We start from the raw sequence: 22,386 nt of genomic DNA on the forward strand, positions 1-22,386 counted from the left end.
GCTTTCGTGACATATATTAGGGAAAATCCTGACGGCTACTATTGTTTCCGTTTCGTCGCAGTTTGTCACCTTTACTTAAGACAAAGTTTTACCCATAAGGGCATGGCTGATATGCTGCCCGCTACTTTAAATGTGATGGAAGGAAAACCCATGACCACCCCGACTTTTGACACTATCGAAGCGCAGGCAAGCTACGGCATCGGCTTGCAGGTAGGACAGCAGCTGAGCGAATCCGGCCTGGAAGGTCTGTTACCGGAAGCGCTGGTGGCGGGTATCGCTGACGCGCTGGAAGGCAAGCAGCCCGCTGTGCCGGTTGACGTTGTGCACCGTGCGCTGCGTGAAATCCACGAACGTGCTGACGCCGTACGTCGCGCGCGTTTCGAAGAGATGGCGGCAGAAGGCGTGAAATATCTGGAAGAGAACCGTGAGCGTGAAGGCGTGAACAGCACCGAGTCCGGCTTGCAGTTCCGCGTAATCAATCAGGGTGATGGCGCAATCCCGGCGCGTACCGACCACGTTCGCGTACACTACACCGGTAAGCTGATCGACGGTACCGTGTTCGACAGCTCCGTAGCGCGTGGCGAACCGGCTGAGTTCCCGGTCAACGGCGTTATCGCAGGCTGGATCGAAGCCCTGACCCTGATGCCAGTAGGTTCCAAATGGGAACTGACTATCCCGCACAACCTGGCTTACGGCGAGCGTGGCGCTGGCGCGTCCATTCCGCCATTCAGCACCCTGGTGTTTGAAGTCGAGCTGCTGGAAATCCTGTAATCGGTTTTTCTTATTTTCCTCTCTCCTATCGGGGAGAGGAAAATAGCGATAAAACCCGGAGTTACGACGGAATCAACATTTTGTATTGCAAACGAAACTGTTACGTGTATTTTTGTGAGCTGTTTCGCGCTGTATGAGTGATATGACACTCACTTTCAACATATTATTAACATAATATTCAAATCATAGTATTCATCCCGCCGATTCTTACCTACTATCGATTAGTCCTTACACAGGGGCCGTCATTTATTTGGCGTAAATAAAGGCCAGAAGAGCCTTAACAACACAGACAGGCATAAACAGGAAAATATCACATGGTAGATCAGGTCAAAGTCGCCGCCGCAGAAGAGGCGACGTCTGAACAGTCGCTACGGCGAAATCTCACGAACCGTCACATTCAGCTTATTGCCATTGGCGGAGCCATCGGCACAGGGCTGTTTATGGGCTCGGGCAAAACCATCAGTCTTGCCGGCCCGTCGATCATCTTCGTTTATATGATCATCGGTTTTATGCTCTTTTTCGTGATGCGTGCAATGGGTGAATTGCTGCTCTCGAATCTTGAATACAAATCCTTCAGCGACTTCGCGTCAGACCTGCTCGGCCCGTGGGCGGGCTATTTTACCGGCTGGACCTACTGGTTCTGCTGGGTGGTCACCGGCATGGCTGACGTTGTGGCCATCACGGCGTACGCGCAATTCTGGTTCCCAGGGCTATCGGACTGGGTGGCTTCGCTGGCGGTGATTGTCCTGCTGCTGAGCCTGAACCTCGCCACCGTTAAAATGTTCGGTGAGATGGAGTTCTGGTTCGCGATGATCAAAATCGTCGCCATCATCGCGCTGATTGTCGTCGGGCTGGTGATGGTGCTGACGCACTTCCAGTCGCCAACCGGCGTACAGGCGTCGTTTGCCCATCTGTGGAATGACGGCGGCTGGTTCCCGAAAGGGATCAGCGGCTTCTTTGCCGGCTTCCAGATTGCGGTGTTCGCGTTTGTCGGGATTGAGCTGGTCGGTACCACGGCGGCGGAAACCAAAGATCCGGAGAAATCCCTGCCGCGCGCGATCAACTCCATTCCGCTGCGTATCATCATGTTCTACGTGTTCGCGCTGATCGTCATTATGTCCGTGACGCCATGGAGCTCGGTGGTGCCAACCAAGAGCCCGTTCGTCGAGCTGTTCGTGCTGGTGGGGCTGCCTGCTGCCGCGAGCCTGATTAACTTCGTGGTGCTGACCTCTGCGGCCTCTTCCGCGAACAGCGGCGTCTTCTCCACCAGCCGTATGCTGTTCGGTCTGGCGCAGGAGGGCGTTGCCCCGAGCGCGTTTGCCAAACTGTCTAAACGCGCGGTACCGGCGAAAGGGCTGACCTTCTCCTGCATCTGTCTGCTGGGCGGTGTGGTGATGCTCTACGTCAACCCGAGCGTAATCGGCGCGTTCACCATGATCACTACGGTGTCGGCGATCCTGTTCATGTTCGTCTGGACCATTATCCTCTGCTCATACCTGGTGTACCGCAAACAGCGTCCACACCTGCATGAGAAGTCGATCTACAAGATGCCGCTGGGCAAGCTGATGTGCTGGGTGTGCATGGCGTTCTTCGTCTTCGTGCTGGTGCTGCTGACGCTGGAAGAAGATACCCGCCAGGCGCTGATCGTCACGCCGCTGTGGTTTATTGCGCTGGGGCTGGGCTGGCTGTTTATCGGTAAGAAACGTATGGCGAGCATGCGTTAAGCATGTTGCCGGGTGGCGCTGACGCTTACCCGGCCTACGTTCGCGGACGTTGTAGGCCCGGTAAGCGCTAGCGCCGCCGGGCTTTTTTATTCCCCCGCTAATGCACGCGGGAACAGAACGTTATTCTCAAGACTGATGTGTTCCATCAGATCGTCGATCATCTCGTTAATGCCGTTGTACATGGCTTTCCAGGTGGTGCACGCTTCTGGCGGCGGTGTGACGTTGTCGGTGGTGTGTTTGATCACTTCCAGCAGTTCGCCGGCGTCATCATGTTCGCTTTCCATCACGCTGATGGGCCCCATGGCCTGGCTGCCCATGCCCTGTTTGATCATCGGGAAGAGGATCTGCTCCTCTTTCATCATGTGGCTGGAAAGTTCTTCGTGCAGCATGGTCAGGTATTTCGCCAGGCCGCGCGGTACGGAAGGTTTATCGGCATGAACGCGTTCAACTTTGGTCGCCTGTAAAATCAGCTCCGGCAGCTGCTCGCGGTGACGATCGTGGTAACGCACAATGATATGGTCGATGATTTCAGCCAGCGGCGCAGTGCGCCAGTCTTTGTCGACGGGCTGTTCAGCCAGCTGAGCCAGCTCCGCTTCGATAGCCTCCACATCCAGCTCTTTACGCGACGCTGCGCGCGCCAGCGTTTGCTTACCACCGCAGCAGTAATCCATATCGTATTTACGGAACAGCGCAGAAGCGCGAGGGATGGAGAGCGCCAGCTCGCCTAAGGGTTGGTCGCGGAAGGCCATAGCAGTTACCTCATCATCAGAAATATAAGATGCATTTTAAATGCATCTTTAAGTGGATACTATAACCCTTTAGAGGCAAGGGTGAAAACGAGAAAGGGATCACAAAAAAAGCGTGCTTTTAACTTGCTGATTGAATGCAGAAAAGGGCTTTCGAAAGTTTTTAAAGGTGGAGAAACAGTAAACAACCTGCCGCGCGTGCCGATAGATACAGGTCAGACAATACCTGTATATAAAAAAGGCAACGCATGTTTAAACGTATAAAAGTCATTACTCTTTTGATTTCGGTGCTGCTTGTGCTCGGCATCATGCAACTGATCTCCGCTGGCATTTTCATTAACGCGCTCAATAACGATAAAGAGAACTTCACCGTTTCTCAGCTTTCCAGCCAGAACGTCGCGGAGTTTACCGACGCCTGGATCAGCCTGAACCAGGCGCGCGTCACCCTCAACCGCGGCATGCTGCGCCTGCAAAGCAGCATGGCGTCGCAGATTAACGGCGGGCAGCTGAACGAACTGGTCAATACCGCGAAAAACCTGCTGGCCGATGCCCAGACCCATTACGATAAATACTATGCGCTGCCGGAAACGCCGGGTATGGACGAGCACCTGGCCGATCGTCTGGAAGAGCAGTACCGCGTCTACTCCGCCACGCTGACGCAAATGAACGTTCTGCTGGGGCAGGGCAATCTGGAAGATATGTTCAAACAAAATGCCGAACAGAAGCAGACCGCGATGCAAAAGGTTTATCGCGAGTGGCGTGAGGTGCAGGCCGCGCTGACCGCCAAAGGTATCCAGGACAATGAAAGCGACTACAAACGCATTCTGTGGATCCTTTCTGCGGTGATGCTGCTGGTGATCGCGGTGATTATTTCCAGCTGGATTGCGATGCGCCGCGTGCTGCTGCTGCCGCTGGAAGAGGTGATCAACCATATCCGCGCCATTGCCGCAGGGGATTTAACCCAGCCGATTCAGGCTGAGGGTAAAAATGAAATGGCGATCCTGGCGCGCAACGTTCAGGAGATGCAGACTGCGCTGGCCAACACGGTGGGCGTGGTGCGTGAAGGCGCTGATACCATCTACACCGGCGCGGGTGAAATCTCGGCGGGCAGCAACGATCTCTCCTCCCGTACCGAGCAACAGGCCGCTTCTCTGGAAGAGACGGCAGCCAGCATGGAACAGTTAACCGCCACCGTGAAGCAAAACGCCGATAACGCGCGTCAGGCGTCGCGTCTGGCGCTGGACGCCTCTTCCACCGCGAAGAAGGGCGGTAACGTGGTGGAAGGCGTGGTGCGGACGATGGACGAAATCGCCACCAGTTCCAGCAAAATCGCGCAAATTACTAACGTGATCGACGGCATTGCTTTCCAGACCAATATTCTGGCGCTGAACGCGGCGGTAGAAGCGGCGCGCGCGGGCGAGCAGGGACGTGGCTTCGCGGTTGTCGCGGGCGAGGTGCGTACCCTTGCCCAGCGCAGTGCGCAGGCGGCGAAAGAGATCAAAGCGCTGATCGATGATTCCGGCGAACGCGTCAACGCGGGTTCTCAGCTGGTGAATGAGGCGGGCGCGACGATGGCAGAGCTCGTCAATGCGGTTACGCGCGTGACGGACATCATGGGGGAGATTGCGTCGGCCTCCGACGAACAGAGCCGCGGTATCGACCAGGTGGGTCAGGCGGTGGCGGAGATGGATCGCGTCACCCAGCAGAACGCCTCGCTGGTGGAAGAGTCTGCGGCGGCAGCGGCGGCGCTGGAAGATCAGGCTGCACGCCTGAACGACGCGGTGGCGGTGTTTAAGATCACCCGCAATCAGGCGGTGAAAGCCGCGCCGGTAAAGACCTATGCACCTAAAGCGCAGCCCGTCGCGGCGGCGTCTGAAGCGAACTGGGAAACGTTCTGATACTGTGCCGGGTGGCGCTGACGCTTACCCGGCCTACGGTTTTGTAGGCCCTGCAAGCGAAGCGCCGCCGGGCGAAAAGCTCACCCCTCCGACGCCGGAACGACCATCGGTTTTTCCGGCTTCGCTCTCACCGCAATCACCACCCCAACGACCAGTAGCGCGATCCCGCAGGCCGTTAGCAACGGCGGCACGCTCTGGCGCATCAGGAAGGTATAGAGCAGCCCGGCCAGTGTCTCAAAGACAATCAGCGGCCCCAGTATCACCGTCGGCAGCTTCTGGCTGGCAATGTTCCAGCACAGCGCGCCCACCCACGAACAGAGCACGGCAATGGCGACCATTAACCCGACGAATACCCACGGGCGCGGTCCGAAGGGCAGGGTAAATGCCGGTTGCTGGCTACCCAGCCAGACACACGCGCCCACATAGCCCAGCAACGAGACAGGGAGGGTGACCAGCGCCTGCGCCGTGGCCCACATCATCGGATGCTTATCCGGGTTTTCCCGCAGCCAGCGTGCGTTGCGCAGGGCATACCAGGCCCAACAGACAACCGAAATAAACGCCAGAAAGATCCCTGAACCGTAACGCCACACGCTGAAATTTTCCAGACCATGGCGAAGCTCGGCAATATTCACGCACACCAGCCCCACGGCAATGCAGACCAGCGCCGGCGCCATTTTTGACCACGCCAGTTTGCCGTCACGCTGGCTGTAAAGCAGGTTCGCGAAAACCGGGATGACCACCGGCAGCGTGCCGATAATCATGGTCGACACCGGCGCACCGGTGCGCTGAATGGCGCTCGCCAGACAGACGTAGTAGATCAGATTACCCATCATGGTCAGCGCCAGCGCGGTGAGCCAGTCCTGGCGGCCCAGCTGACGCAGACGCGTGCGCCCCAGCCACGCCAGCGGCACGGCAATCAGCCCCAGCGCCAGGTAACGTCCGGTCGACTGCAATATTGCCGGGTACTCCGGCACAATCAGCGGGCCGACAAAAATCAGCCCCCACATCAAACCCGCAAGCAGGGCATACAACACGCCGCTAATCATTTTTCCATCCATCTTGATTCACTTTGCGCTCAGTGTAGGAGGGCAAAACGGGCGCGTATTGTATGAGGTTGCGCATTAGCGCGGCATAACCTGTTTCTGGTAGCGCACGGGCGTGATGCCGTAGCGACGGGTGAAGGCGCGGGTCAGGTGCGACTGATCGGTCAGCCCGGTCGCGGCGGCCACCTCGGCGGCAGGCATGCCATGGGTGAGGAATGCTTTGGCGCGCCACAGCCGGATGGCCATCAGCATCTGGTGGGGCGTAACGTGGAAATGGGCTTTGAACTGGCGCTGAAAATGGTACGGGCTGAGCGAGACAACGTTAGCCAGCTCGTCCAGGGTCAGCGAGCGCATATAGTTGTCGTGCAGGTAGTCGCGAACGCGTTCGAAGCGGTGCGTGGCCTCCTGCACCACCGGCGCATGGTGGGCCAGCGGCTGAAAAGTCTGAATCAAATCCAGTAGCAGCCCCTTCTGCGCCAGCGGATCGTCCGTGTGCCACAGGCCATAAATCAACTGGCCTATCTGTTGCGAGCGCAGCGGATCGTGACGCGTGACGTCGCTAAACCACCAGTGACGCAGGCCAGTGACCTCTTCCAGCAGGTCGGGTTCGATGTAGACCATCCGGTAGCGCCAGCCGCCTTCAGTGGCGGATTCCCCGGTGTGGATCTCGTCCGGGTTCATGGTCACGACGGATTTTTCCGCGGCAAGATGCTGGGTACCGCGATAGCGGAAGCGTTCGGCACCGGTTTCGATGGTGCCGATACCGAAGGCTTCATGAGTGTGCGGCTCGAAGGCGTAGTCAGAGATATGGGCGTGATAAAGCTCCAGGCCCGGCAGCTGCGCCAGATGGCGAAAGCGCGCGCTGTCTCTCTCATCAGTGAACTGTTCCGGTACGCCTTGCACGGTGAGCCTCCTTGTGGGTCATCGCTTCATTATCAGAGATGACCCGAGGGGACGCCACAAAAAATAACCAATTTTTAACAACTACAGGATGGCTTTGACGCTTTCCGCCAGCGGTGTGGTTGGGCGGCCAATGAGCTTGCTCAGGGTATGGCTGTCGTCGAACAGGCCGCCTTTGGACGCGCCGGTGTCGGAGTCCGCCAGCATTTCCGCCAGCCCGGCAGGCAGACCAACGCCCTTCAGCGCAGCGGCGAAATCGGCTTCGCTGAGGTTCTGATACGTTACCGGCTTACCGCTCTGCTTGCTCAGTTCCGCAGCCAGTTCGCTCAGCGTCCAGGCATTATCACCCGCCAGTTCATACACCTTGCCGGCATGACCCTCTTCAGAAATCACTTTCGCTGCCGCCGCCGCGTAATCCGCACGGGTCGTAGAGGCAATTTTGCCTTCGCCTGCGGCCCCCATAAACACGCCGTGTTCCAGCGCTGGCGGCGCGCTTGCCAGGTAGTTTTCGGTGTACCAGCCGTTGCGCAGCAGGGCGTAAGGCACGCCGGAGGCCGCCAGGGCATTTTCGGTTTCGACGTGCTCAACGTGCAGACCCAGCGGGGATTTGTCAGCATGCAGCAGGCTGGTATAGGCGATGAATTTCACCCCGGCGGCTTTGGCGGCGTTTATCACGTTCTGGTGCTGTACGGCGCGCTGGCCCACTTCGCTGGAGGAGATGAGCAGTAGTTTATCCACGCCGTTCAGCGCGGTGGTAAATGCGGCTTCATCGGTGTAATCCGCCTGACGCACAACGACCCCTTGCTGACGCAACGCTTCGGCTTTCGCCAGGTTACGCACAATAGCCACGATCTGGCTGGCCGGAACGGTTTTCAGCAGTTCTTCAATAACGTGTTGGCCAAGCTGGCCGGTTGCGCCGGTAATCGCGATCATGATGAATCTCCTTCGTGTTTGTCTGGTGTTGTGGCACACTATCACCATAACTAACTTTTAGTAAGTACGTACAAAAAGGTAAGTATGAAAACAACAATACCAACGCTCAGCGAGCAAATGCGCGATGGCAACCTCTTTGCGGAACAGTGCCCGTCACGGGAGGTGCTCAAACACGTAACCAGCCGCTGGGGCGTGCTGATCCTGGTGGCGTTACGTCAGGGGACGCATCGCTTCAGCGATCTGCGCCGCAAGATGGGCGGCGTCAGCGAGAAGATGCTGGCTCAGTCTTTACAGGCGCTGGAACATGACGGGTTTGTCGATCGCGTGTCGTATCCGGTCGTGCCGCCGCATGTGGAGTATAGCCTGACGCCGCTGGGGCGGGAGGTAAGCGAGAAGGTGGCCGCGCTGGCCGACTGGATTGAGGTCAATACGCCGCAGGTGATGGCGAATAGGGACGAGCGTGCGGCATGAAATGCCGGGTGGCGCTTGCGCTTACCCGGCCTACGGGATCGAGGATTGCGGGTAGGCCGGGTAAGGCGAAGCCGCCACCCGGCACAATCATCGCTACCTGCTCAAATCCACCTGATAAATCGCGAACCCAATATCATCCGTCGCGACCTTTTGCATCGGATACTGCGCCTTATCCTTGATAAACGCGGCTGCTTTATCGGACGGAGATGTCTCAAAGCGAATATCCAGCTTAGTGTCGCTGTGGATCGGTGCCAGACGCCAGTTGTTATCCACCGCCGGATGAATTTCACCCGCCTTTTTCGACTCCGCGCTGATCCACGCCGCCAGCACCGAACGGTTCTCATCCGGTGAGGCAAAGGCGATATGGCTGTCACCCGTACCGGCAAACTTGCCGCCATAGGCGCGGTAGTTGTTGGTCACCACCAGGAAAGTGGCATTAGGATCAATCGCTTTGCCGTTGAAGGTTAGGTTTTTGATGCGTTCTGCCTGCGGATTAATGGCCTGACATTCGCCGTCATATTTCGCGGGCTGGGTAACGTCAATCTGATAATCCACGCCGTCGATCACGTCGAAGTTGTAGGTGCGGAAACCGTCCCAGTTAATCAGCGACTGCGGTTTGCTGCTGTGCGGATCGATCTGGTTGAACTGTCCGGCAGAGCACTCCAGCCACTCCTTCACCTCTTTCCCGGTGGCTTTCACCACCACGAGTGTGTTGGGATAGAGGTAGAGATCGGCGGCATTACGGAAGGTCAGCTGGCCTTTTTCCACCTCAACGTAACTGGCCGGATCGTTCTTACGTCCGCCCACTTTGAATGGCGCCGCGGCAGACAGTACCGGCAGATTTGCCAGATCCGGATCGCCCTGAATATAGTGCTCCGCATAGGCTTTCTGCGCCATGTTGACTACCTGCACGGTCGGGTCATCCTGTACCAGCGCGAGGAAGCTGTACATGTTATCAGCCGATTTACCGATCGGCTTGCTGACAAATTCACGCGTCGCGTCGTGGTCATGCTTCAGGACGTCGACCAGCTTTTTATCTTCCCCTGCCAGAGATTTTTTGGCCGCTGCGTCGTAGATCGGACGCGCTTCCGCTTTCGACTGCGTGACTTTCCAGCTTCCGCTGTCGTTATTCAGCACCAGATCCACCACGCCAAGGTGGTCACCCCACATGCCCGGCATCACCGATGGCACACCGTTGAGCGTCCCTTTTTCGATGTCCGCGCCTTTGATATCAGCGAAATCTTTACCCGGGAAGACGGCATGGGCGTGACCAAACAGGATCGCATCCACGCCCGGCACCTGGCTGAGATAGTACACGGAGTTCTCAGCCATCACCTGATACGGGTCGGCCGAGAGGCCGGAGTGTGCCACGACGACCACCACATCCGCCCCTTTCGCCCGCATCTCCGGCACGTATTTGCGCGCGGTTTCGGTAATGTCGTTGACGGTTACTTTCCCGTCGAGGTTGGCTTTATCCCACGTCATGATCTGCGGCGGTACAAAACCGATATAGCCGATTTTCAGCGTCTGTTTTTTACCGTCCTGGTCGACAACCTCGGTCTCTTTAATCAGATAAGGGGTGAAGAGCGGCTTCTTCGTCTTAACGTCGATGATATTGGCGTTAACGTACGGGAATTTTGCCCCTGCCAGCGCGTCGTGCAGGTATTTCAGGCCGTAGTTAAATTCGTGGTTGCCCAGGTTGCCAACCGCATAATCCAGGGTGTTCATCGCTTTATAGACAGGGTGGATCTCGCCTTTTTTCAGCCCCTTCGCCGCCATGTAGTCGCCGAGCGGGCTGCCCTGAATTAAGTCCCCGTTATCGACCAGCACGCTGTTTTTCACTTCACCGCGGGCGGCGTTGATCAAACTTGCCGTGCGTACCAGTCCGAATTTTTCCGTAGGGGTATCTTTGTAGTAATCGAAGTCCATCATATTGCTGTGCAGATCGGTGGTTTCCAGAATACGGAGATCCACCGTCGCTGCCTGAACGCTTGCCGCAATCAGCGTTGCCAGGAGCGTTGCGCTAAACTTAATCATCTGAGGAGTCCTTTTTTCGATCCAAGCCACAAAAGAATATGTATGTAGTATTTGTTGCTTACAGAAGTGTGAATGCTGCCAGAAAAAAGGGCGCTGAAACCAGAATTGCTTCACAGATAGCGGAATTGTTCACATTACGATATAACTAAAACAATAAGTTATGCCCACTGCGTTAACGAAGAGGTGGAGAATGTTAGATAAAATTTGTCAGCTCGCACGGGATGCGGGTGATGCCATTATGCAGGTGTACGACGGTGCGAAACCGATGGATGTTGTCAGCAAAGCGGATGACTCCCCGGTGACGGCGGCGGATATCGCGGCGCATGCAGTGATCCTGAAAGGTTTGCAGGCCCTGACGCCGGATATTCCGGTCCTTTCTGAAGAAGCGCCCCAGAGCTGGGATGAACGTCAGCACTGGCAGCGTTACTGGCTTGTCGACCCGCTGGACGGCACGAAAGAGTTTATCAAGCGTAACGGTGAATTCACCGTCAACATCGCTCTGATTGAAAACGGGAAAGCGGTACTGGGCGTGGTTTATGCCCCGGTGATGAAGGTGATGTACAGCGCGGCGGAAGGTAAAGCCTGGAAGGAAGAGTGCGGCGTGCGTAAGCAGATCCAGGTGCGTGATGCCCGTCCTCCGCTGGTGGTGATCAGCCGCTCGCACAGTGACAGCGAGCTGGAGGAGTATCTGCAACAGCTGGGTGAACACCAGACGACGTCGATTGGCTCGTCGCTGAAGTTCTGTCTGGTGGCGGAAGGGCAGGCGCAGCTGTACCCACGTTTCGGGCCGACGAACGTCTGGGATACGGCGGCAGGGCATGCGGTGGCGGCGGCCGCTGGCGCGCATGTGCATGACTGGCAGGGTAAGCCACTGGACTACACCCCGCGCGAGTCATTCCTGAATCCGGGCTTCCGGGTGTCACTTTACTGAGTCAGCAGCTTATGCAGCAGGGCAACCACCTGCTGCACCTCATCCTGCGTCAGCGCGCCGTCTTTAACCCACTCTACGCGACCGTTTTTGTCCAGCACGACAATCGCTGAACTCTCCTCTTCCAGCTGCCACGCCTTACGCGTCACGCCGTTGCTGTCGACAATAAACTGCGACCAGGGATAGAGCTTCTTATTGCTCTCAAGGCTTGAGCGCACAAACATGCCGGAGCCGGGAATGGCGTCGTCGGTGTTCACGATGGTAGTGGTCTGGTAGCGATCGTGCGGGAGTTTTGCGGCCTTGATCGCCTCCACGAGGGTAGCGTTTTTCTCTTTAGCGGATGTACGTCCGGCAATATGTTGTACAACTCTCACTTTGCCCGCAAGCTGCGCGCTATTCCAGGCTTTATAGCTAAACTTATCATTGTCGAGAATCAATTCTCCCCGGTCAGCAATCCCGACCGGCGGGACACGTTGTCCTTTTTCAATGTTGTGTGCGGAAGCCATCAGCGGCAGCAACAGGCAAGCTGCTGCCAGGAGGTTACGTAGGGTCATGGTGTTTCCTTATTGTTAGCAGGTGATCCGACCACTTGGTCATGCGCTTTTAATCATAAGTGCGATCAATAGGCTTTTCCCGCAATCCCGATGCCAGTTTGCGGGCGAACGCACATATCTATGCAAAAACGACGGCATATACTGCGCTGTATCACGCTTTGCAAAGATTATTCTGAATAATTGTAATCAAACGGTAAATAAACTTATGCACACTGGGTAAGTACGAGGTTCTGGTCTATAGTCATTGGGCATCAAAATTTGCGCTCAGGACAGTCGGGCCGATTGTGGCACCGCAAGAGCGTATGATTCGCAGGAGATACAAGAATGAAAATTTTCCAACGCTACAACCCGCTTCAGGTGGCGAAGTACGTGAAGATCCTGTTCCGTGGACGGTTGTACATCAAGGATGTTGGCGCTTTTGAGTTCGATAAGGGCAAAATCCTTATCCCGAAAGTGAAGGACAAACAGCACTTGTCTGTGATGTCCGAAGTCAACCGTCAGGTTATGCGTCTGCAAACTGAGATGGCTTAACCAACGTGCTATGCAGTAGTTGTTAAAAAGACGGCTCCCAATGGGAGCCGTTGATGTTTGTAGGGCCAGTCCAGAGACATACCCTGAAGCAGATAGTTTTGACTTGGCGTTATTTGTATTAACGGGCATAACCATGAATTGATGAAGTTTTTCTTAAAATCTTTTTCAGTGCTAAAAATTGATATAAAACATTAAAAACTTGGATCACTATTGGACTTATTATCCATGGCATAAACAATACCCCTATACTTTTTATAAGCGAGTTGTAAAAAGGTCAGCTTTAACTGTTGGCTGAGAAGGGAAGCCGTACGCATGGAAAATAAATGGAATAATTATGCATCGAGATCTGGTTTTTAAAAATAAGAATATATTTGTGTTATTTATGTTAGCTACCATAGGATATGGGATTTGGCGCATGCTTGGTGACTTTTTTTACCTTGAACAGACTATAGTTTATCGGCATGCCGTAGCTGATAAGTCTATGTTGTATATCACGGAAAGCAGCGCGGGTGCGACGACTTCTTTCGTTTATAAATATTATCTTTACACGGCACAAAAGACCGATGAAGTTTTTTTAGAAGACATTAAAAATGGTTATGAACCTTTCCTTGTCACCACCGATCCTGGCGTGAAAGTTAGCATTGAAGACAGAACGATTTTTCTTAAAGTAAACGGGGATATTTTTAAATTTAATAATATCGTAGGCTCTGCCTTTATTTATCTCAATTCGTCCCCCTTCTAAGGACTTAAAAAATTATTTAAATTACATAAACGGCAGCTTCCGTTTTAAAACAAAAAGGGCAGCTCAACGCTGCCCTTCATAAATTACGCCGACACCTTCTCTTCCGCATCCGGCAGTTTCGGCACCAGCACGGTCGGTTTGCTATCAATACGCGTTACCAGCAGCTGATCGATGCGGTAGTTATCAATATCCACCACTTCAAACTTGAAGCCGGAGAACTTCACCGAGTCGGTACGTTTCGGGATTTTACGCAGCATAAACATCATAAAGCCGCCGATGGTCTCGTAGTTGCCGGACTGCGGGAACTCGTCGATGTCGAGCACGCGCATGACGTCTTCAATCGGCGTACCGCCATCGATGAGCCATGAATTTTCGTCACGCTGAACAATCTGCTCTTCCAGCCCCTGGCCGACCAGGTCGCCCATCAGGGTCGTCATAACGTCGTTGAGGGTGATAATGCCCACCACCAGCGCGTATTCGTTCATGATCACCGCGAAGTCTTCCCCGGCGGTTTTGAAACTTTCCAGCGCTTCGGAGAGCGTCAGGGTGTCCGGCACAATCAGGGTGTTGCGGATCTGCACGCCGCTGTTCAGCGCCAGGCTCTGGTTTGCCAGCACGCGGTTCAGCAGGTCTTTGGAGTCCACATAGCCGATGATATGGTCGATATCTTCGTTACAGACCAGGAACTTGGAATGTGGATGCTGCGCCACTTTGGTCTTCAGGCTCTGCTCGTCTTCATGCAGATCGAACCAGATGATGTTTTCACGGCCGGTCATGGAGGACGGCACGGTACGGGATTCCAGTTCGAAAACGTTCTCAATCAGCTCGTGCTCCTGCTTGCGCAGCACGCCTGCCAGCGCCCCGGCTTCCACCACGGCATAAATATCGTCGGAGGTGATGTCGTCTTTACGCACCATCGGCAGCTTGAAGATGCGGAAAATGACGTTCGCCAGGCCGTTAAAGAACCACACCAGCGGACGGAAGACATAAAGGCAGAAGCGCATCGGGTTGATGATACGCAAAGCCACAGCTTCTGGCGCAATCATACCGATGCGTTTCGGGGTCAGGTCCGCGAATAAAATGAACAAGCCGGTCACCAGGGAGAAGGAGAGGATGAAGCTCAACTGCTCGGCCAGCTCTACGGACATGTACTTAACAAAGAGGCCATAAAACGCCGGAGAAAACGCTGCATCACCCACGATACCGCCAAGAATGGCGACCGCGTTCAGGCCAATCTGCACCACGGTAAAGAACATGCCGGGGTTTTCCTGCATTTTCAGAATGCGTGATGCGTTGATGTTGCCCTCGTCGGCAAGCAGCTTCAGTTTGATTTTACGGGAGGCAGCCAGCGAGATCTCCGATATCGAGAAAAATGCACTGACGGCAATAAGACAAAGTATTACTAAAATACTGTTTAACATAGTTTATCCGGCTTCTCGCCAGATCCTCAGAAGGGGAGTTGATACCATTCGTGTGAAGACACATTGAAGTCAGCTCGTAGCGTTGAGCCGATTATTTCAGCGGTAGTATAGCGTAAAGACGTGTAAACCTGCCAGAGGTCACGTTTTCGGCAAAAAGTGGCCGGAGGGAGAGGCTGTGCGCCACGCGGCTCGCGTGGCGCTGAAGCCGTAATCAGTCCTGTTGTGGAGGCAGACAGACGCCGATGCCGCCAATGCCGCAGTAGCCGTACGGATTTTTATGCAGGTACTGCTGGTGGTCGTCTTCGGCATAGTAGAACGGTTTCGCGGTAGCGATTTCCGTCGTGACCTGACGTTTATCACCGGCCGCCTGCATCGCTTCCTGGAAACGCGTCAGGCTGGCGTGGGCCGCGGCCTCCTGCTCTGGGGTGAGCGGGTAGATGGCCGAACGGTATTGGGTGCCGTGATCGTTACCCTGACGCATGCCCTGCGCCGGGTCATGGTTTTCCCAGAACACCTGGAGCAGCTGTTCATAGCTAATGACGCTCGGGTCATACACCACACGCACCGCTTCAGCATGACCGGTCTCACCGGAACAGACTTCGCGGTAGGTTGGGTTAGGCGTATATCCTCCGGTGTAGCCCGCAGCGGTGCTGTACACGCCCGGCAATTGCCAGAACAGGCGTTCTACGCCCCAGAAGCAGCCCATGGCAAACAGGGCGATCTCCATTCCATCAGGAACGTTTGTCATTGAATGGTTGTTTACGGCGTGTAATGTCGCCACTGGCATAGGGGTGTTGCGTCCCGGTAACGCATCGGCTTGTGATACCAGATGCTTTTTATCAAATAAACTCACGGTGGGGCCTCCGGGGTAGCGTTGTTTCGGTTAAGGTTGTCACGAAGCGTTTAATTGAACACAATAAATGCGATGAATGAGTCTAGATTTAATCATAAGAAATATTTGGGTGTTACACCCTTTTTCAACCCGTAATTTGGGTTTTTGGCTTTCAGGCCGTATTTTGCCGCGGAGCGGCACTGCATTTGCTTCCAGGGTGGAAACAGGGATATTCAGGAGAAAACGTGACAAAGATCCGCCAGTTATGTTTAGTCAGCTTACTGCTGACCAGCGGGATTGCCAGCGCGGCGAATGTCCGTTTGCAGGTTGAGGGGTTATCCGGGGCGCTGGAAAAAAACGTGCGTGCGCAGCTTTCTACTATCCAGAGCGATGAGGTCACGCCGGATCGGCGTTTTCGCGCGCGCGTGGATGACGCCATTCGCGAAGGCTTAAAGGCGTTGGGGTACTACGAACCCACCATCGATTTCGATTTACGCCCGCCGCCGGCGAAAGGACGCCAGGTGTTGATTGCCCGCGTCTCGCCGGGCGAACCCGTCCTGATTGGCGGCACGAACGTGGTGCTGCGCGGCGGTGCGCGCACCGATCGTGACTACCTGGATCTGCTCAGCACCCGTCCGAAAGTGGGCACCGTGCTCAATCACGGGGATTACGATCGCTTTAAAAAATCCTTAACCAGCGTTTCGCTGCGCAAAGGCTACTTTGACAGCCAGTTCAACAAAAGCCAGCTAGGCGTTGCGCTTGAGCGACGTCAGGCATTCTGGGATATCGATTACGACAGCGGCGAGCGCTACCGGTTTGGCGATGTGACCTTCGAAGGATCGCAAATCCGTGATGAGTATCTGCAAAACCTGGTGCCGTTTAAAAAGGGCGACTACTACCAGTCCAGCGACCTGGGCGAGCTGAACCGTCGTTTGTCCGCGACGGGCTGGTTTAACTCCGTGGTGGTGGCACCGGAATTTGATAAATCCCGTAAAACGAAAGTGTTACCGCTGCATGGCGTGGTCTCTCCGCGCACCGAAAACACCATTGAGACCGGTGTCGGCTACTCCACGGACGTCGGCCCGCGCGTGAAAGCCTCGTGGAAAAAACCGTGGATGAACTCCTACGGCCACAGCCTGACCACCAGCGTGAGCCTGTCTGCGCCTGAACAGCAGCTGGACTTCAGCTATAAAATGCCGCTGCTGAAAAATCCGCTTGAGCAATACTACCTCGTGCAGGGCGGCTTTAAACGTACCGATTTGAACGATACCGAGCAGGACTCGACGACGCTTGCGGTATCACGCTTCTGGGATCTCTCCAGCGGCTGGCAGCGCGCCATTAACCTGCGCTGGAGCCTCGACCACTTTACCCAGGCAAACGTTACCAACACCACCATGCTGCTTTATCCGGGCGTGATGATCAGCCGTACCCGCTCGCGCGGTGGCCTGATGCCGACCTGGGGCGACTCTCAGCGCTACTCCATCGATTACTCCAACACTGCCTGGGGCTCCGACGTAGACTTCTCCGTCTTTCAGGCGCAAAACGTCTGGATCCGCACGCTGTACGACAAACACCGCTTTGTGATGCGCGGTAATCTCGGCTGGATCGAAACCGGTGATTTCGAACGCGTCCCGCCGGATCTGCGCTTCTTCGCCGGGGGCGACCGCAGCATTCGCGGGTATAAGTACAAATCGATCTCACCTGAAAACGACAAAGGACAGTTGACCGGAGCGTCAAAACTGGCGACCGGCTCGCTGGAGTACCAGTACAACGTCAGCGGCAAGTGGTGGGGGGCGATGTTCGTTGACGGCGGTGAAGCGGTGAACGATATCCGCCGCAGCGATTTCAAAACCGGCGCGGGCGTAGGCGTGCGCTGGCAGTCACCGGTCGGGCCCATCAAGCTCGATTTCGCCGTTCCGGTGGGCGACAAAGACGAACACGGTTTACAGTTTTACATCGGTCTGGGGCCTGAATTATGAGTTTATGGAAGAAGATAAGCCTCGGGGTGCTGATTTTTATCGTATTACTGCTCGGTACGGTGGCGTTTCTGGTGGGCACCACCACGGGCCTGCATCTGCTGTTTAACGCCGCGAACCGCTGGGTGCCGGGGCTGGAAATCGGCCAGGTGACGGGCGGCTGGCGCGATCTGCGCCTGAAAAATATCCGTTACGAACAGCCCGGCGTGGCGGTGAACGCGGGCGAGTTTCATCTGGCGGTCAAGCTCGGCTGCCTGCGTGACAGCCAGCTGTGCGTAAACGATCTGTCGCTAAAAGACGTTAACGTGGCGATAGATTCCAAAAAAATGCCGAAGTCTGAGCCTGTCGAAGAAGAGGACAGCGGCCCGCTGAATCTCTCCACGCCGTACCCGATTGCGCTCTACCGGGTTGCGCTGGATAACGTCAATATCAAAATCGACGATACGACGGTATCCGTGATGGATTTCACCTCCGGTCTGCGCTGGCAGGAGAAAAACCTCACCCTGACCCCAACCTCCCTGCAAGGGCTGCTGATTGCGCTGCCGAAGGTGGCCGACGTGGCGCAGGAAGAGGTCGTCGAGCCGAAGATCCAGAACCCGCAGCCGGAAGAAAAACCGCTGGGCGAAACGCTGAAAGATCTCTTCTCGAAACCGGTTCTGCCGGAGATGACCGACGTGCATCTGCCGCTGAACCTCAATATCGAAGAGTTTAAGGGCGAGCAGCTGCGTCTGACGGGTGATACCGATCTGACAGTCTTCAACATGCTGCTTAAAGTCAGCAGTATCGACGGCAACATGAAGCTCGACGCGCTGGATATCGACTCCAGTCAGGGCTCGGTGAACGCCTCAGGCAATGCGCTGCTGCGCGACAACTGGCCGGTTGATATTACGCTGAACAGCGCCCTGAACATCGATCCGCTGAAGGGCGAAAAGGTGAAGGTGAAGGTCGGCGGCGCGCTGCGTGAGAAGCTGGAGTTCGGCGTGAACCTTTCCGGACCGGTGGATATGGTGCTGCGCGGGCAAACCCAGCTGGCAGAGGCCGGTTTACCGCTCAACCTTGAGGTTGTCAGCAAGCAGCTTTACTGGCCGTTCACCGGCGAAAAACAGTTCCAGGCTGAGGATCTGAAGCTGAAGCTGAGTGGCAAAATGACCGACTACACGCTGTCGTTCCGCACGGCAGTGAAGGGGCAGGGGGTACCGCCCGCCGATATCACCCTGGATGCGAAGGGTAACGAGTTGCAGGTTAACCTCGACAAGCTGACCGTGGCGGCGCTGGAAGGAAAAACAGAGCTGACCGCGCTGCTCGACTGGCAGCAGGCGATCAGCTGGCGCGGCGAGCTGAAGCTGACCGGGATCAACACCGCTAAAGAGGTCCCGGACTGGCCGTCAAAACTGGATGGCCTGATCAAAACCCGCGGTAGCCTGTACGGTGGCACCTGGCAGATGGACGTGCCGGAACTCAAGCTCACCGGCAACGTGAAGCAGAACAAAGTCAACGTAGAGGGCTCGCTTAAGGGCAACAGCTATCTCCAGTGGGTGATCCCGGGCCTGCACGTGGCGCTGGGCCGCAACACGGCAGATATCAAAGGCGAGCTGGGGGTGAAAGATCTCGATCTGGATGCCACCATCGACGCGCCAAATCTCGATAACGCCCTGCCGGGTCTTGGCGGCACGGCGAAGGGGTTAGTGAAGGTTCGCGGTACGGTGGAGGCGCCGCAGCTGCTGGCGGACATCACCGCTAATAACCTGCGCTGGCAGGAACTTTCCATTGCCCGCGTGCGCGTCGAAGGGGACGTGAAATCCACCGATCAGATCGGCGGAAACCTGGACCTGCGCGTGGAGCGTATCTCCCAGCCGGACGTGAACATCAGTCTGGTCACGCTGGCGGCAAAAGGTAACGAAAAGCAGCACGATCTCCAGCTGCGCGTGCAGGGCGAGCCGGTCTCCGGGCAGCTGCACCTGACGGGCAGTTTTGATCGCCAGGCAACGCGCTGGAAGGGCGTACTGGATAACACCCGCTTCAGCACGCCGGTCGGCCCGCTGGTGCTGTCCCGATCCATCGCGCTGGACTACCGCAATGCGGAGCAAAAGTTAAGCATTGGGCCACACTGCTGGACCAACCCGAATGCTGAGCTGTGCGTGCCGCAGACCATTGATGCGGGCGCGGAAGGACGCGCGCAGATCAACCTCAACCGTTTCGACCTGGCGATGCTGAAACCGTTTATGCCGGAAACCACCCAGGCCAGCGGGGTCTTCAGCGGTAAAGCGGACGTCGCGTGGGACACCACCAAAGAGGGGCTGCCGCAGGGCAGCGTTACGCTCTCCGGGCGTAACGTGAAGGTGACGCAGGAGGTCAATGACGCGCCGCTGCCGGTAGCGTTCGACACCCTGAATGTGAACGCTGACCTGCGTAACAATCGTGCTGAACTGGGATGGCTGATCCGCCTGACCAACAACGGTCAGTTTGACGGACAGGTGCAAATTACCGATCCGCAAGGGCGGCGCAATCTCGGCGGCAACGTCAATATTCGCAACTTCAACCTGGCGATGGTGAATCCGATCTTCTCGCGGGGAGAAAAGGCGGCGGGGATGCTCAGCGCCAACCTGCGTCTGGCGGGGGATGCGCAAAGCCCGCAGCTGTTTGGCCAGATGCGGTTAAACGGCGTGGACATTGACGGTAACTTTATGCCGTTCGATATGCAGCCAAGCCAGCTGACGATGAACTTTAACGGCCAAAGCTCAACCCTCAGTGGCTCAGTACTGACGCAGCAGGGACAAATCAACCTGAGCGGTGACGCAGACTGGAGCCAGCTCGACAACTGGCGCGCCCGTATTGCGGCCAAGGGCAGCAGGGTGCGTATCACGGTACCGCCGATGGTGCGCCTGGACGTGTCGCCAGACGTGGTCTTTGAGGCAACGCCGAGTCTCTTCACCCTGGACGGCCGTGTTGACGTACCGTGGGCGCGCATCGTGGTTCACGAAGTGCCGGAAAGCGCGGTTGGCGTCTCCAGTGATGAAGTTATGCTCAATGAAAATCTGAAACCTGTTGAACAGAAGAGCGCTGGCATACCGATTAATAGTAATCTTATCGTGCACGTGGGGAATAACGTGCGTTTGGACGCGTTTGGGCTGAAGGCGAGACTCACGGGTGACCTGAAAGTGGCGCAGGATCAACAGGGGCTTGGCCTCAATGGACAAATCAATATTCCTGAAGGGCGCTTCCATGCCTACGGTCAGGATTTGATTGTGCGTAAAGGCGAGCTGCTGTTCTCCGGTCCACCGGATCAGCCGGTACTCAATATCGAAGCGATACGTAACCCGGAAGCCACCGAAGATGATGTGATTGCGGGCGTGCGCGTGACGGGCTCCGCCGATGAACCTAAGGCAGAGATCTTCTCTGACCCGGCCATGTCGCAACAGGAAGCGCTCTCTTACCTGCTGCGCGGCCAGGGTCTGGATAGCCAACAGGGCGATGGTGCGGCAATGACATCAATGTTAGTCGGTCTGGGGGTTGCACAAAGTGGTCAGGTTGTGGGTAAAATCGGCGAGACGTTTGGCGTAAGCAATCTGGCGCTGGACACTCAGGGCGTGGGTGACTCTTCGCAGGTAGTGGTCAGCGGCTATGTACTGCCGGGTCTACAGGTAAAATATGGCGTGGGGATCTTTGACTCACTGGCTACACTCACGTTACGTTATCGCCTGATGCCTAAGCTATATCTGGAAGCAGTGTCCGGCGTAGACCAGGCACTTGATCTGCTCTATCAGTTTGAGTTTTAGCAATGCGAATATTTGTTTACGGCAGTTTACGAACCAGGCAAGGCAACAGCCACTGGATGACCAACGCCCAGTTGCTGGGAAATTACACAATCGAAAACTACCAGTTGTACAGTCTGGGCCACTATCCAGGCGCAGTTCCGGGGAACGGAACGGTACAGGGTGAGGTTTATCGTATTGATAATGCCACGCTGGCCGAACTTGATGCCTTGCGCACCAGGGGCGGTGAATACGCTCGCCAGTTGATCCAGACACCTTACGGCAGTGCATGGATGTACGTGTACCAACGTTCGGTCGACGGGTTAACGCTGATTGAAAGCGGTAACTGGTTAGACAGAGACCAGTTCTGAAAAATGACAACGCCACCGTAAGGTGGCGTTGTTTTTTTGCGCCCATTAGCACGGGTTACCGGGATCGAAAGGCACAAAAAAGCCCCGACGCGCGGGGCTTAGTATCAGCAGTAAGAATTACTTCTTAGCAGCACGCTCGAAAGAGGCGATGATTTCTGCTTTCGCCGCTTCTGCGTTATCCCAGCCTTCAACTTTAACCCATTTGCCTTTTTCGAGATCTTTGTAGTGCTCGAAGAAGTGGGCGATCTGCGCTTTCAGCAGCTCTGGCAGGTCGTTCACATCTTTAATGTGATCGTACTCTTTGCTCAGCTTGGTGTGCGGTACAGCAACCAGTTTCGCATCTTCACCCGCTTCGTCAGTCATTTTCAGCACGCCAACAGGACGGCAGCGAATGACGGAGCCTGGCTGCAATGGGTATGGCGTCGGGACCAGTACGTCAACCGGGTCACCGTCCAGAGACAGAGTGTGGTTGATGTAGCCGTAGTTGCACGGATAGAACATGGCGGTAGACATGAAACGGTCAACGAACAGCGCACCGGTGTCTTTGTCGATTTCGTATTTGATTGGATCTGCGTTGGCCGGGATTTCGATCACAACGTAGATGTCTTCTGGCAGTTCTTTACCCGCAGGGACGTTGAGTAAGCTCATGTCGGTGTCCTTTAAAATGGATGGTAAACAAGTGGCAGGTATTATAGCCAACTGGCGCTGAAAGTCTCCGCCTGTTTTCGACTTCTCTCCCTCGCGCCTTCACTTTTC

19 protein-coding genes are annotated in these 22,386 nt (G+C 55.8%); 10 read left to right on the plus strand and 9 right to left on the minus strand.

Features of this window, described 5'->3' with window-relative positions:
* The first annotated feature begins 150 nt into the window (after window positions 1-150).
* A complete protein-coding gene (fklB, locus tag RY075_RS02855; RefSeq protein ID WP_008502892.1) occupies window positions 151-771 on the plus strand; it encodes an FKBP-type peptidyl-prolyl cis-trans isomerase in 621 nt (206 codons plus the stop codon).
* A 314-nt stretch (window positions 772-1,085) separates the two neighbouring features.
* Window positions 1,086-2,495 carry a D-serine/D-alanine/glycine transporter gene (cycA, locus tag RY075_RS02860; RefSeq protein WP_003856045.1) on the plus strand — a complete coding sequence of 470 codons (1,410 nt, stop codon included), beginning with the start codon at window positions 1,086-1,088 and terminating at the stop codon, window positions 2,493-2,495.
* 86 nt (window positions 2,496-2,581) lie between these two features.
* Here the strand turns inward: cycA and ytfE are convergent, their stop codons facing one another.
* Complete coding sequence (ytfE, locus tag RY075_RS02865; RefSeq protein ID WP_003856046.1) at window positions 2,582-3,244, minus strand: iron-sulfur cluster repair protein YtfE; 663 nt, start codon at window positions 3,242-3,244, stop codon at window positions 2,582-2,584.
* A gap of 245 nt (window positions 3,245-3,489) precedes the next feature.
* Between ytfE and RY075_RS02870 the strand changes: the two genes are divergently transcribed.
* Window positions 3,490-5,139 (plus strand): methyl-accepting chemotaxis protein, encoded by a 1,650-nt coding sequence (locus RY075_RS02870; protein ID WP_232967438.1) that lies wholly within the window; start codon window positions 3,490-3,492, stop codon window positions 5,137-5,139.
* Between the two features lie 80 nt (window positions 5,140-5,219).
* On the opposite strand, the gene RY075_RS02875 is transcribed toward RY075_RS02870, so the two are convergent.
* From RY075_RS02875 to RY075_RS02885, 3 genes are all read right to left on the minus strand, one after another.
* The gene (locus tag RY075_RS02875) at window positions 5,220-6,185 is read right to left on the minus strand and encodes a DMT family transporter (protein WP_022650265.1); all 966 of its coding nucleotides are present in this window, start codon (window positions 6,183-6,185) and stop codon (window positions 5,220-5,222) included.
* Window positions 6,186-6,260: 75 nt separating this feature from the next.
* Complete coding sequence (locus tag RY075_RS02880; protein ID WP_023315272.1) at window positions 6,261-7,085, minus strand: AraC family transcriptional regulator; 825 nt, start codon at window positions 7,083-7,085, stop codon at window positions 6,261-6,263.
* An 81-nt stretch (window positions 7,086-7,166) separates the two neighbouring features.
* Complete coding sequence (locus RY075_RS02885; protein WP_338628134.1) at window positions 7,167-8,015, minus strand: SDR family oxidoreductase; 849 nt, start codon at window positions 8,013-8,015, stop codon at window positions 7,167-7,169.
* Window positions 8,016-8,099: 84 nt separating this feature from the next.
* Here RY075_RS02885 and RY075_RS02890 point away from each other — a divergent pair, with 84 nt between their 5' ends.
* Window positions 8,100-8,486 carry a helix-turn-helix domain-containing protein gene (locus tag RY075_RS02890; protein ID WP_022650268.1) on the plus strand — a complete coding sequence of 129 codons (387 nt, stop codon included), beginning with the start codon at window positions 8,100-8,102 and terminating at the stop codon, window positions 8,484-8,486.
* 93 nt (window positions 8,487-8,579) lie between these two features.
* On the opposite strand, the gene RY075_RS02895 is transcribed toward RY075_RS02890, so the two are convergent.
* Entirely contained in the window at window positions 8,580-10,523 is a 1,944-nt protein-coding gene (locus tag RY075_RS02895; protein ID WP_032608365.1) for a bifunctional 2',3'-cyclic-nucleotide 2'-phosphodiesterase/3'-nucleotidase, read from the minus strand.
* 190 nt (window positions 10,524-10,713) lie between these two features.
* On the opposite strand from RY075_RS02895, the gene cysQ reads away from it, so the two are divergent.
* Entirely contained in the window at window positions 10,714-11,454 is a 741-nt protein-coding gene (cysQ, locus tag RY075_RS02900) for a 3'(2'),5'-bisphosphate nucleotidase CysQ (protein WP_003856050.1), read from the plus strand.
* Here cysQ and RY075_RS02905 read toward each other — a convergent pair.
* Entirely contained in the window at window positions 11,448-12,005 is a 558-nt protein-coding gene (locus RY075_RS02905) for a YtfJ family protein (RefSeq protein ID WP_022650270.1), read from the minus strand. The genes cysQ and RY075_RS02905 overlap by 7 nt on opposite strands.
* A 324-nt stretch (window positions 12,006-12,329) precedes the next feature.
* On the opposite strand from RY075_RS02905, the gene RY075_RS02910 reads away from it, so the two are divergent.
* Complete coding sequence (locus RY075_RS02910) at window positions 12,330-12,536, plus strand: DUF1107 domain-containing protein (RefSeq protein ID WP_003856054.1); 207 nt, start codon at window positions 12,330-12,332, stop codon at window positions 12,534-12,536.
* Between the two features lie 334 nt (window positions 12,537-12,870).
* Window positions 12,871-13,278, plus strand: a complete 408-nt coding sequence (locus RY075_RS02915) for a hypothetical protein (protein WP_048209732.1) — start codon at window positions 12,871-12,873, stop codon at window positions 13,276-13,278.
* 83 nt (window positions 13,279-13,361) lie between these two features.
* Here RY075_RS02915 and RY075_RS02920 read toward each other — a convergent pair whose 3' ends face one another.
* Window positions 13,362-14,699, minus strand: a complete 1,338-nt coding sequence (locus RY075_RS02920; protein ID WP_022650272.1) for a hemolysin family protein — start codon at window positions 14,697-14,699, stop codon at window positions 13,362-13,364.
* A 211-nt stretch (window positions 14,700-14,910) separates the two neighbouring features.
* Complete coding sequence (gene msrA, locus RY075_RS02925) at window positions 14,911-15,552, minus strand: peptide-methionine (S)-S-oxide reductase MsrA (RefSeq protein ID WP_003856057.1); 642 nt, start codon at window positions 15,550-15,552, stop codon at window positions 14,911-14,913.
* Between the two features lie 224 nt (window positions 15,553-15,776).
* Between msrA and tamA the strand changes: the two genes are divergently transcribed.
* From tamA to RY075_RS02940, 3 genes are read left to right on the plus strand one after another with little or no spacing between them, the layout of a single operon-like run.
* Window positions 15,777-17,510: an autotransporter assembly complex protein TamA gene (gene tamA / locus RY075_RS02930; protein WP_022650273.1), complete on the plus strand. Its 1,734-nt coding sequence runs from the start codon at window positions 15,777-15,779 to the stop codon at window positions 17,508-17,510.
* Complete coding sequence (tamB, locus tag RY075_RS02935) at window positions 17,507-21,283, plus strand: autotransporter assembly complex protein TamB (protein ID WP_302378172.1); 3,777 nt, start codon at window positions 17,507-17,509, stop codon at window positions 21,281-21,283. Before tamA ends, tamB begins: the two co-directional genes overlap by 4 nt.
* Before the next feature lie 2 nt (window positions 21,284-21,285).
* Window positions 21,286-21,630, plus strand: coding sequence for a gamma-glutamylcyclotransferase (locus tag RY075_RS02940; protein WP_017383925.1), 345 nt, complete (start codon window positions 21,286-21,288; stop codon window positions 21,628-21,630).
* 117 nt (window positions 21,631-21,747) lie between these two features.
* Here the strand turns inward: RY075_RS02940 and ppa are convergent, their stop codons facing one another.
* Complete coding sequence (gene ppa / locus RY075_RS02945; RefSeq protein ID WP_006810347.1) at window positions 21,748-22,278, minus strand: inorganic diphosphatase; 531 nt, start codon at window positions 22,276-22,278, stop codon at window positions 21,748-21,750.
* Window positions 22,279-22,386: the final 108 nt, after the last annotated feature.

This window comes from Enterobacter sp. JJBC (assembly GCF_036936505.1).
Taxonomy (GTDB): Bacteria; Pseudomonadota; Gammaproteobacteria; order Enterobacterales; family Enterobacteriaceae; genus Enterobacter; species Enterobacter hormaechei_C.